This is a genomic window from Streptomyces sp. UNOC14_S4, assembly GCF_020740835.1.
GTDB lineage: Bacteria > Actinomycetota > Actinomycetes > Streptomycetales > Streptomycetaceae > Streptomyces.
This window is the reverse complement of the sequence record NZ_JAINFC010000232.1, coordinates 1-11,355: the sequence shown is the minus strand read 5'-3', so window position 1 is coordinate 11,355 and position 11,355 is coordinate 1. Positions and strand designations below refer to the sequence as shown.

The following is an 11,355-nucleotide window of genomic DNA, read 5'->3' as shown; positions in this document are numbered from 1 at the left end:
CTCCCGGCCCCCATCCGCCCCACGGACCGCGCCCTGACGGTCTGACAGCCCGACCGGCCGAGTCGTCCAGAGCTTCCCCGGCCCGCCATGTCCTCCCGCCGACCGGCGGCACGGCCCACCCCGACCACAGGGCCGTCTGCCGACCGGCCGGAAACGGGCGGGCCGGGGACCACCACTCGCCCTCACCCACCCAGCGCGCGCACCGACAGGTCGCTGAACTCCACCTTCGCGTCCTCCGTGTACACGCCCACACTCCCCGAGGTGTACGGCCGCTCCCGGTCCTCGTACGCCACCAGGCCCTTCCCGTCCACGCTCACCTCCATCCGCGCACCTTGCTGCGCGACCCGCACCTCCGACCAGTGGCCGATCGGGAACTCACCGGGCCCCGTCGCCAGGAACCGCTGGCCACCCGGGTACGCGGGATCGCGTTTGCCCAGCTCCCAGCCGTTCGGCTTCAAGGTGATGTAGTAGAAGTGCTCCGGATCGGTGTACGCCCACAGCAGCCACGGCACCTCCCACGGATTCGGTGTGGGCGTCCGCAACTGCTCGACCGTGCGCATCCGCGCCTGGAAGTCCACCGTCCGGTACACCGCCGTCGACACGATCAGCCCCGCGTGCGTCACATCCGGCGCCCGGGCGGGCTCGGGGGAGAGCTCCAGACCGTCGTGACGGCCGATGTTCTCCCCGTGCCCGTCGAACACCGAACGCCACGGGCCGTGGACGGAACCCTCCGCCCACGGCCGCTCGGACCCACCGCCACCGGCCCCCCACAGGACGTACGCCGCCAGGGCGACGCCCGCCGCCACGACGACGGCGAGCAGCCCGAGGCCGAGCGGCCGGCGCGATCTCGTCATGCCGTCGAGTATGACCCCGGACCCTCGTGACGGGTGGCGACCAGCGGGACGACGCCCCGATCGGGTCCCGCGTCGGCACCGAAGTCCTCGGCCAGCTGCGCGACGATCCGTTCCGTCGCCGTGCCGTCCCCGAACGGATTACCCGCCGTCGCCATCCGCTCGTACGCCACCGGATCGTCCAGCAGCGCCATCGCGGCCTGAAGGATGAGCTCCGGATCGGTGCCGACCAGCCGCGCCGCACCGGCCTCCACCGCCTCCGGCCGCTCGGTCGTCGTCCGCAGCACCAGCGCGGGCTTCCCCAGCGTCGGCGCCTCCTCCTGGATACCGCCCGAGTCGGTCAACACCAGGTCGCACGCCGCCAGCGTCGCCGAGAAGTCCAGATAGCCGAGCGGCTCCACCACCCGGATCCCCGGATGGTCCGCCAGCTCGGGCAGCAGCGCCTCCCGCACCGCGGGGCTCTTGTGCAGCGGGATCACCAGCTCCACGTCACCCCGGTCGGCCAGCCGCCGCATCGCCCTGCCCATCCCGCGCATCGTCGCGCCCTGGTTCTCCCGCCGGTGCAGCGTCAGCAGCACGCGCCGCCGCCCGCTGACGAAGGCACTGCTCCCGGTGCCCTCCGCCAGCACCCACAGGAGGTTGTCGATGACGGTGTTGCCCGTGGTGAACACCTCCGCCTCCGGCACGCCCTCGGTGGTCAGGTGGGCGGCGGCGCGGGGGGTGGGGGCGAAGTGCCAGCGGGCCATGCGGCCTATGAGGCGCCGGTTGAGCTCCTCGGGGAAGGGGTTGTCGAGGACGCCGGTGCGCAGCCCCGCCTCGACGTGGGCGATGGGCAGGTGCTCGTAGAACGCGGCGAGCGCCCCGGTCAGCGCGGTGGTGGTGTCGCCCTGGACGACGACGAGGTCGGGGCGTTCGGCACGGACCACCTCGCCCAGCCCGTCGATCAGCCGCGCTGTCAGGGTCGAGAGCTGCTGCCGGTCGCGCATCACGTCGAGCCGGGTGTGGACGGGGACCTGGAGCAGATCGAGCATCTGGTCGAGCATCTCGCGGTGCTGGCCGGTGGTGACGACGACGGGCTCGAACAGCGGCGAGCGGGCCATCGCGCGGGCCACGGGCGCCAGCTTGATGGCCTCCGGCCGGGTGCCGAGGACGAGCATGGCGCGCACGGGCGCGGTGATGATCTCCGAGGACGAAGACGGGGACGGGGATGGAGACGCGGACGTGGACGCGGACGAGGGCGACACGGACATGGTTCTCCCTACGAAGGGCGTGCCGATGGGCGGAGGAGAGGAGAGATTCGGGTGTGCGCGCGGCCGTCAGGTGCGCGCGGTCTTCAGCCAGGTCTGCTTGCCGGTGAGCATCCGCCACAGGCCCAACCATCCCGCGGCGAACCAGATGTAGCCGTAGAGGACGAAGAGGTGGGAGAGCAGGATCGCGCGCAGCAGTCCGAGGTTCTTCTCGCGGCGGGTGTAGACGAAGGCGTAGAGGTAGGCGGCGGTGAAGGACAGGACGTACGGGCCGACGACCCACGACGGGGAGATCAGCGGGTACCCCGCCTGCACGGAGCCGACGACGGCGCCGCCCACCGCGACGAGGAAGGCCAGCGGGAGCAGTGAGGTGAGCAGGATCAGCACCGGGCTGGAGAGGTGGTAGAGCAGGTCCACCGCGGGCCGGGTGGGCACCTCGCGCAGGATCAGCGGCACCAGCCCCGCCGACTGCAGGTGTCCCTGGAACCACCGGGAGCGCTGGCGCACGAGGCGCCGGACGTCGAGCACGGCCTGCTGGGAGACGGCCGCGTGGGTGCAGTGCTGGTTGACCCAGCCGCGCGCGATCAGCCGGACGCCCAGGTCGAGGTCCTCGGTGAGCGAGTCGCTCCAGGGGCCCGCGCCGTCGGGCCCGAGGAGCGAGTCCAGCGCGGAGAGCCGCATGAACTGGCCGTTGCCTCCCATGCCGACGCTGCCGATGTAGCGCCGGGCGCTCTGGAAGATGTCGCCGTAGATGACGAACTCCATGTCCTGGAGCCGGGCCAGCAGGCCCTTGTCCCGGTTGTACATCCGCACGCCGATCTGGGTGCCGCCGGTGCGCGGGTCGTCGAAGTACGGGTCGACGGCCTGGACGACATGCTGGTCGAGGCGGCCGTCGGCGTCCACGACGCAGACGATCACCTCGCTCGGGTCGTAGTCGGCGAGCAGGCCCCCTTCCCGCAGGTGGCGGATGCCGGCGTTGAGGGCGGCGCCCTTGCCCTTGCGCGCGTTGGGCAGGTGCCGCTGGAGGAGGTGGACCTTGCCGGGCGGGTTGTGCCGGATCGCGTCGCGGGCGAGGGCGGCGGTGCCGTCGTCGGAGGCGTCGTCGATGACCAGGGCCATGAAGTTGCCCGCGGGCAGGGCGGTGATCCGGGCCAGGCTCTCGCCGAGGACGCGCTCCTCGTTGAGGCAGGCGAGCAGGAAGACGTACAGGCGCGGCCGCCGCGGGCCGCGCCCGCGGCGCATCCGGCGTCTCGACAGGACGAACAGGGTGGTGTTGTAGCAGCCGGCCATCACGATGATCGCGATGGCCGACCAGAGCAGAATTTCGGTGATCAAGAGGGTTCACCGGAGTTCCGCAGGTGGAACCAGAGTTTGAGCGAAAGCATGGCTATCGCGGTGGCCGCGTAGAGCAGAAATCCCGCGCCCGCGGCTTCCTGGAGTCCCTGGGCATAGGGCAGCCCAGGGATTACCTGTGCGGTGGCTGTCAGTCCGGCCATGGGCAGGACGGCACCCAGAGGTGGTTTTCCGTACATGAGTTCCCCCCGAATTCGCCTCGTAATGAGGCGTCGCGTGGGGAAGGTACCAGACGGGGCTATGAATACTGTCGGACTTGGTGGGACTTGTTTGATCGGAATCCCAAATTCGATGGACCTATTGTTTGTTAGGCCTGGCCAGTGGCCTGCTGTGGCGCATGTGGTCATTGGTCCGGGCCAAAAGCGCTGCACGGAAGTGCCCATTCGGGACCGATTCTGTCTATTGACACGGGTTGTTGAACCCCAGAAGAATCGGCCAACTGTCGGGCCCCGGTCATCGGTACCGGGATGGCGACCGATGACCGGCGACACCGGTGACAGGTGACGACAAAGAAAGTATTTCCCAGGGGGAAACAGCATGCAAAAAACGAGAAGGAGACTCGGCATATTCCGGGTCTCCTCCGCAGTCCTGGCCGTCTCGGCTCTGGTGGTCGGCGGCATCGAGCTCATGCCGGCTGCCGAAGCCGCGAAAACCCCGATACCCGCCCACGCCGGCAACGGCGGGATCCACCCGGTCGCACTGTCCCCGAAGACCGCACAGGACCTCGCGGGCTGGGCCAAGGCCCGGCTCGCCCTGGAGAAACAGCGCAAGGCGCACACGCTCGTCGTCCACCCGGCGGTGCCGGAGCCTCCGGCGGGTCAGGCGGACAAGGCGGGCCAGGCGGGCCAGGCGAAGAACGCCGCCGCGACGGCCGCCTCGGCGAAGCAGGCGAACGCCGCGCGGGTCGCGCAGGCCACGCAGGCCGCTTCCGTGAACGCCGCGCGGACGGCCTCGGTGAGTTCTGCTCCCGCGCGGACCACTTCCGCGCAGACCGTCTCCGCGCGGGCCGTCTCCGTAAAGGCCGCGCAGACCGTCTCCCCGCCGAAGGTCCTGAAGCCGCTGGCCACCCCCTCCGGGACCACCGCGCTCGTCCTCTACGACACCACAGGCCCGTACGGCCAGCTGGGCGAGCTCTACGCCATGGCCGTCGCCAACCTCTCGGGCCACTTCGGCACCGTCACCACCAAGCCCGTCTCCGCCTACACCGCGGGCATGACCGAGCAGTACACCGCCACCTTCTACATCGGCTCGACCTACTACGGGGGCTCCGTCCCCGACGCCGTGCCCGCCGCCTTCTACCAGGACGCGCTGACCACCGCGCACCCCGTCACCTGGATGGGTGACAACATCTGGAACATGGCCAACGCGGTGGGCGTCACCCAGTTCGAGCAGCACTACGGCTGGGACCCCACCAACTCCTACTTCGCGCCCAACGGCAGCGTCGGGAACATCAACCAGGTCACCTACAAGGGCCAGCAGCTCACCCGGACGATCCCGGCCGGCCAGGACGGCGGCGTCCTGCACCCCGCCCTCGTCTCCGGCACCGGCTTCCCCCAGGTGAACCAGCTCGCGCAGGCCAAGGACGGCACGACCGGGGCCACCACCCCCTGGGCGATCCGCTCCGGCAACCTCACCTATGTGGGGGAGATCCCCTTCGCCTACGTCTCCGAGTCCGACCGCGTCGTCGCCTTCGAGGACCTGATGTTCGACGCGCTCGCCCCGCAGACCGCCGAGCGGCACCGGGCCTTCGTCCGCCTGGAGGACATCAGCCCCACGTCCGACCCGGCGCAACTGCGCAGCATGGCCGACTACCTGGCCTCGCAGAACATCCCGTACGGGATCAACGTCATCCCCGTCTACACCGACCCGAACGGCGTCTACAACAACGGGAAACCCCAGACCGTCACCCTCGCCCAGGCCCCGGACGTCGTCAACGCGCTGAAATACATGCTCGCCCACGGCGCCGTCCTGATGAATCACGGCCTCACCCATCAGTACAGCAACGTGAACAACCCCTACACAGGCGTCACCGGTGACGACTTCGAGTTCTTCAAGGCGCACGTCGACGCGGCGAACAACGTCGTCCTCGACGGCCCGCCCCCGGAGGACAACGCCGTCTGGGCACAGAGCAGGGTCACCTCGGCACTCGCCGCCTTCGCGGCCGTGGGGCTGCCGAAGCCCACGCTGTGGACCACCCCGCACTACGCCGCGTCGGCCGCCGACTACCGCGTCCTCGGCCAGAACTACACGGCACGGCTGGAGCGTTCGCTGTACTTCGCGGGAACGCTCAGTGGCGGAACGGTGGACTCCAGCCGCTACATCGGCCAATTCTTCCCGTACTCGGTGAAGGACGTCTACGGTACGAGCGTGCTGCCAGAGAACATCGGCAACTACGAGCCGCTGCCGTACAACAACCATCCGGCCAGGCTCCCCGCCGACCTGATCGCGTCCGCCAAGGCCAACCTGGCCGTGCGCGACGGCGTGGCGAGCTTCTTCTACCACCCGTACTACCCCGTGGCGCCGCTCCAGCAGACGATCGACGGCATCCGTGCCCTCGGTTACACCTTCGTCGGCCCGACGGACCTCGCGCAGTGAACGCGATGAAGAGGGCGGCCTGCGCGCTGGCCGCCGCGGCCGCCCTCTTCCTCGCGGGCTGCTCCTCCGGCGGTTCCCCGGACAACTCCGCGGACGGCCCAGGCTCCGGCTCCGGCTCCGCGAGCGGTCCCGCGCCGAGCGGCCCGGGGAGCCCTGGGGGCCCGGGGAGCCCGGGGAGTCATCGGCCCGAGGACAGGAAGGTGAGCGGAATGCGCGGTTTCGCGCTTCCTTCGTGGAACACCGACGACTACGCCAAGCCGGAGGCCGGGGCGTACCTCCGCCAGATCGCCGCCACCGGGGCCCGCTGGGTGACCTTCACCCCCACCTGGTACCAGAACGGCGTCACCGATCCGGCCATGCACACGACCGGGGAGACGGCGAGCGACGACAGCCTCCGCCACATCGTGGACCTCGCCCACTCCACCGGCCTCAAGGTCATGATCAAACCCCATGTCGACCTGGCGAACGGCGAGGACCGCGCGCACATCAGGCCCACCGACCCGGACGCGTGGTTCGGCGCGTACACGGGCGTCCTGACCCACTACGCGCGGCTCGCCGCGGACACGAAGGCGGAACAGCTCTCCGTCGGCACCGAACTGGCCGGGACCTCCCAGGACGGCGCCCGCTGGGGCAAGGCGATCGCCGAGGTCCGCAAGGTCTACCGGGGACCGCTCACGTACGCCGCCAACTACGACGAGTACCGGAAGGTCGCGTTCTGGGGCGACCTCGACATCGTCGGCGTCGACGCCTACTGGCCCCTGGCGCAGAAGGCCACCACCGACGCCGCGGGCCTGCGCCAGGCGTGGAAGCCGATCATCGACGAGCTCGCGGCCTTCTCCGCGCGGCAGCACCGCCAGATCCTCTTCACCGAGGCGGGCTACGTCAGCCAGCGCGGCACCACCACCGCCCCGTACTCCTGGACGGTCAGCAAGACCACCGGCGACGACGAACAGGCCGCCGCCTACGAGGCGCTGCTCGCCGCCTTCGACGGCAAGCCGTGGTGGGCGGGCGTCTGCTGGTGGATGTGGGACGACTGGCCGGACAGCGGCGAAACCGCCAAGCGCCTCGCCTACACCCCCCACGGCAAACCGGCGGAACGCGTGCTGCGCCAGTGGTGGGGCGGCGCCCCGTAAGGGGCGCGAGGAACTGCGCGAGCAACCAGCGACGGCCCGCAGACGCCGGACGGGCAGGGGCGACCGAGCTCGCAGGCGGCTCGGGGGCGCGGGGCTGTGCCGATATGCGGCTCCGCCGCGTGGGCGCGACCAGCCCCCACCGGGCCCGCAGCCGCGCGCCAAGCGCAAGAGGCACCCCGGTAGGCGCACCCGGAAAATCACCCGCACCCAGCGGAGCGCTTACGTGTCACATTCCAGCACCGCCCCGCACAACCCGCACCGCGCCCGCAGCCTCCCCCGCACCGGCACCCGCAGCCGCTGGTAGCACGTGGGACAGGAGAAGCTGACCCGCGGCGGGTCGCCGCCCTCGAAGGCGTAGCCGTCGGGGGAGCCGCCGGAGGAGCCGTGCCGCGCGCGCCGGTCGCGGGCGTAGCGGTGGCGGCCCAGCAGCCCCGCGGCGGCGAGCGGGGGCCGCTGCTCGTCGCGCCGGGCCCGCGCCATGCCCTTGACGTACGCGTCGTAGGCCTGGGGGCTGGTGAACCAGGGGGCTACGTCCTCACCGAAGGCCAGGGCCCGTTTGGCGAGGACGTAGCCGAACTCCTCGGGCGTGAGGTAGCCGAGCTTCTGGGTGGAGACGGACGACTCGCGGTAGGCGTCCAGCAGCAGCCACCCCGAGCCCAGGTAGGCGGCGGCGGTGTCGGTGAGGATCTCGTTGTCCCGCGTGCCGGGGAAGGCGAGGTCGAGCCGGTGGAGATAGACGTGCATGACCTCGTGGGCGAGCGCGGCGCCGATGTCCCTGCGGTGGGTCTTGAAGCGGGAGTTGAGCTCGACGAAGTACTCCGGCCCGGCGGCGAGCTCGACGCTCCCGGCGTGCCGCATCTCGCGGAAGCTGACGATCATCCGCGCGTCGGGCAGCCGGAGGTGCCGGACCATCGCGCCCGCGACCCGCTGGACACCCAGATAGGGGTTCTCGTCGTCGGAGAAGGCCACGTCCACGGGGAGCACGCTCGCGGCGAAGGTGCGCACGGTGTCGGGGGAGAGCCGCCGGTAGAGCGCGGTGATCGCGGTGTGCACGGTCTCCAGATGCGGAAAACCGTGCGCGATCCCGAGGTCGGAGCCCACGCGACCACCCCCTCGGCCGGGCCGACTCCACTGTACGGGCGCGGGGGCCGCGCCGGGAGGTTGCGGTGGGAGGTGCGCGGTGGGAAGCCTGCGGCGGTCCGCCGCCCTCCGCTGGCCGAAACGGAGGGCTCGTTGCCCCTTCGTTCTTGTCGCCTTTGCGTGGCGTCCTCATAATCGCAGCGCGTCGCAGAGACTCATGTTCGAATATCGGATGAGTTGACATGGGCCTGACATTTCTGTGGCGTGTCACCCTCCACGAAAGGGAAGCCACGTTGCGCACCTACCTCAGGGCACTCAAGAGAACCGTGGCCGCACTCGCCGTGGCCGCCGCGGCCTTCACCCTCCAGCCCGCCACCCTCGCCCACGCCGCCGACCCTGGTCCTTCCGTCGTCGGCGGCGTCCGCGCCCAGCAGGGCGAATTCCCCTGGATGATCAGGCTCTCCATGGGCTGCGGCGGCGCCCTCTACACCCAGCAGATCGTCCTGACCGCCGCCCACTGCGTCGACGGCAGCGGCCCCAACACCTCGATCACCGCCACCGCGGGCGTCGTCGACCTCAACTCCGCCCAGGCCGTCAAGGTCAACTCCACCCAGGTGCTCCAGGCCCCGGGCTACAACGGCACCGGCAAGGACTGGGCCCTCATCAAGCTCGCCCGCCCCGTCGACCTCCCCACCCTCAACATCGCCGACACCACCGCCTACAACAACGGCACCTTCACCATCGTCGGCTGGGGAGCCGCGACGGAGGGCGGACCGCAGCAGCGCTACCTCCTCAAGGCCACCGTGCCCTACGTCGACGACGCCACCTGCCAGCAGGCGTACGGCGGTGCGCTCACCCCTGGTGACGAGATCTGCGCCGGCTACCTCGACAAGGGCGGCGTCGACACCTGCCAGGGCGACTCCGGTGGCCCCATGTTCCGCCAGGACGGCACGGGAGCGTGGATCCAGGTCGGCATCGTCAGCTGGGGGCAGGGGTGTGCGCGGCCGGGGTATCCGGGGGTGTACAGCGAGGTGAGCACGTTCGCCGCGGACATCAGGAGTGCGGCGGCGAGCCTTGGGGGGTGACCGGGGCTTCGTCTGCGGGCCGGTGGTCGCTTCTCGCGCAGTTCCCCGCGCCCCTGGGTGCGTTGTGGGCCGGGGGCGCGGCCTCCGGCCGGAACCTGAAACGCGGTGCGCGCGGCCGATCCGTATGGGGAGCCCTGATCCATGCACCGTCATTTCAGAACCCGCCCTCCGGCCCCACCCCCTCCACCGGATGTCGACTGTCCGTAGGGGGTACCCACGTCCGCTTTCGGCTCTCCGCAGGGGGTGTCTCCACCGCCGTGCCCCGCTGGGGGTGCAGGGGGCGAAGCCCCCGCCACGGCGCCAGGCGGGCCGGGCGCGCCCCATCAGAGGCGCGGGGAACTGCGCGAGCAACCAGCGACGACCCGCAGCCGCCGGACGGACAGGGGCGACCGAGCTCGCAGGCGGCATTTAGGGGCGCGGGGAACTGCGCGACAAGCCCCCACCGGGGGCGCACCCGCGCGCGCAGCGCAAGCCGCACCCCCGGTAGGCGCAACCAAAAAACAGCGCCGCACCCCACGTCAACGCCCAGTCCAGCCGTCACCCGACACGTACGGCTCAGCGCAGCGCCCCGCGTCCCGGTTCGCCCCGCCCCGCCCGCGGTATGACGCACGTCGCCCCCGGTCATCCTTTCGGCCGATACCGGAATGGTCGGACAGTCGAAGTGTGGAGGCGATAAAGGTCCGTAACGTGTGAGACACGGCCCACCCGGCCGGTGAGCGTGACGCGAACCGGAACCGTGGCGGGCCGTGGACCGCACCGTACGTACGGAAAGGGACCTCCGTGTCCGCCAAGCACCGCATCGCCGCCGTCGCCCTCCTCACCGCCGCCACCGGCGCGGTGATCTGGCCGACGGCGAGCGCCTTCGCCGCGGGCGGCGCCGGCACGGACACGCACCCCGGGCGTCCCGACCGCGGCACCGGAACCTCCGTCGTACGCCAGATCCAGCTTCCCGACGGCAGCCACGCCCGCCTGTCCTCCGGCGAAGGCGGCACCCGCGCCACCGTCACCACCCACGGCAAGCAGCAGCGCACCATCGACACCACCCGGCCCAGCGCCGACATCGACCGCCTCCATCTGCGGATCATCGACGGCGACACCGCCCGCCCCACCCTGCGCGCCTCGCTCGACGGCACCGACAAGCCCAGCTACTACGACTTCACCTCCGGTGCCCTCCGCCACACCCCCGAGGCGCCCAAGGACCACCAGCGCGGCACGAAGGCCGCTCAGGGGCACGGGGCCAAGGCCGCTCACGACGGCCGCTCCCCGCACGCCCGCCCCGCGAGCCAGGCCGCGGGCAGCCCTGCCGCGGAGGCGAACCACCGCAAGGTCCACGCCGTCTCCAGCAACCCCGTCAAGCGCGTCGTCGAAGCGGGCCAGGCCATCAAGGGCCACCACGACCTCGGCACCCCCGCCCTCGCCGGAGCCGCGCTGCTCCTCGCGGGCGGCGGCGCCTACGGCGTCCGCGTCGCGCTGCGCCGCGCAGGCCGTACCGGGACGGACGCTTGATCGCTGCGGTTGCGGCCTCCTGACACCCCCGGTGACATGGAGGGGCGCACCGCCGCCGGGGACACGAGTACTTATCACCAGCAAGGAACAGGGCGAGGGATACAGCATGGCGATCACCGTGGTCATCGCGGACGACCAGGAGATGGTCCGCACCGGCTTCCGGATGATCCTGGAGAGCCAGCCCGACATCGAGGTCGTCGCCGATGTCGTCGACGGCGAGGCCGCGCTCGCCGCCGTCGAGGAACACCGGCCCGACGTCCTCCTCCTCGACATCCGTATGCCCAAGCTCGACGGGCTCGAGGTCACCCGCCGCATCTCCGAGCTCACCGCCGCCCACCCCGAGCGCGGCCAGCGCCCCCGCATCGTCATCGTCACCACCTTCGACCTCGACGAATACGTGCACACCGCGCTGCGCAACGGCGCCTCCGGCTTCCTCCTCAAGGACGCCAGCCCCGCCATGCTCGTCGAGGCCGTGCACGCCGCCGCCGTTGGCGACTCCCTCATC

At 71.1% G+C, this 11,355-nt stretch carries 9 protein-coding genes; 5 read left to right on the top strand and 4 right to left on the bottom strand.

Features of this window, described 5'->3' with window-relative positions:
* Positions 1 to 182: 182 nt before the first annotated feature.
* The 3 genes from K6I34_RS20870 to K6I34_RS20860 form a co-directional block, all read right to left on the bottom strand.
* The gene (locus K6I34_RS20870) at positions 183 to 854 is read right to left on the bottom strand and encodes a calcium-binding protein (protein ID WP_229327835.1); all 672 of its coding nucleotides are present in this window, start codon (positions 852 to 854) and stop codon (positions 183 to 185) included.
* Complete coding sequence (gene wecB, locus K6I34_RS20865; protein ID WP_229327834.1) at positions 851 to 2,101, bottom strand: non-hydrolyzing UDP-N-acetylglucosamine 2-epimerase; 1,251 nt, start codon at positions 2,099 to 2,101, stop codon at positions 851 to 853. Before wecB ends, K6I34_RS20870 begins: the two co-directional genes overlap by 4 nt.
* 66 nt (positions 2,102 to 2,167) lie before the next feature.
* A complete protein-coding gene (locus K6I34_RS20860) occupies positions 2,168 to 3,433 on the bottom strand; it encodes a glycosyltransferase (RefSeq protein ID WP_229327833.1) in 1,266 nt (421 codons plus the stop codon).
* Positions 3,434 to 3,988: 555 nt separating this feature from the next.
* Here K6I34_RS20860 and K6I34_RS38365 point away from each other — a divergent pair.
* Together K6I34_RS38365 and K6I34_RS20850 are read left to right on the top strand one after the other, a co-directional pair.
* Complete coding sequence (locus K6I34_RS38365; RefSeq protein WP_275127113.1) at positions 3,989 to 6,046, top strand: polysaccharide deacetylase family protein; 2,058 nt, start codon at positions 3,989 to 3,991, stop codon at positions 6,044 to 6,046.
* Between the two features lie 209 nt (positions 6,047 to 6,255).
* Positions 6,256 to 7,179, top strand: a complete 924-nt coding sequence (locus K6I34_RS20850; protein ID WP_229327832.1) for a hypothetical protein — start codon at positions 6,256 to 6,258, stop codon at positions 7,177 to 7,179.
* A gap of 219 nt (positions 7,180 to 7,398) precedes the next feature.
* On the opposite strand, the gene K6I34_RS20845 is transcribed toward K6I34_RS20850, so the two are convergent.
* Positions 7,399 to 8,280 (bottom strand): hypothetical protein, encoded by an 882-nt coding sequence (locus K6I34_RS20845; RefSeq protein WP_229327831.1) that lies wholly within the window; start codon positions 8,278 to 8,280, stop codon positions 7,399 to 7,401.
* A 272-nt stretch (positions 8,281 to 8,552) separates the two neighbouring features.
* On the opposite strand from K6I34_RS20845, the gene K6I34_RS20840 reads away from it, so the two are divergent.
* The 3 genes from K6I34_RS20840 to K6I34_RS20830 form a co-directional block, all read left to right on the top strand.
* Entirely contained in the window at positions 8,553 to 9,344 is a 792-nt protein-coding gene (locus tag K6I34_RS20840; RefSeq protein ID WP_229327836.1) for a trypsin-like serine protease, read from the top strand.
* A 780-nt stretch (positions 9,345 to 10,124) separates the two neighbouring features.
* Entirely contained in the window at positions 10,125 to 10,850 is a 726-nt protein-coding gene (locus tag K6I34_RS20835; RefSeq protein WP_229327830.1) for a hypothetical protein, read from the top strand.
* Positions 10,851 to 10,956: 106 nt separating this feature from the next.
* Positions 10,957 to 11,355, top strand: a 399-nt coding sequence (locus K6I34_RS20830; RefSeq protein WP_229327829.1) for a response regulator transcription factor, incomplete at its 3' end; no start/stop codon positions are given.

Bases quoted from the DNA above. Each gene is read 5' to 3' on its own strand.
- K6I34_RS20870 (WP_229327835.1), bottom strand. From the start codon at position 854: ATGACGAGATCGCGCCGGCCGCTCGGCCTCGGGCTGCTCGCCGTCGTC.
- wecB (WP_229327834.1), bottom strand. From the start codon at position 2,101: ATGTCCGTGTCGCCCTCGTCCGCGTCCACGTCCGCGTCTCCATCCCCG.
- K6I34_RS38365 (WP_275127113.1), top strand. From the start codon at position 3,989: ATGCAAAAAACGAGAAGGAGACTCGGCATATTCCGGGTCTCCTCCGCA.
- K6I34_RS20850 (WP_229327832.1), top strand. From the start codon at position 6,256: ATGCGCGGTTTCGCGCTTCCTTCGTGGAACACCGACGACTACGCCAAG.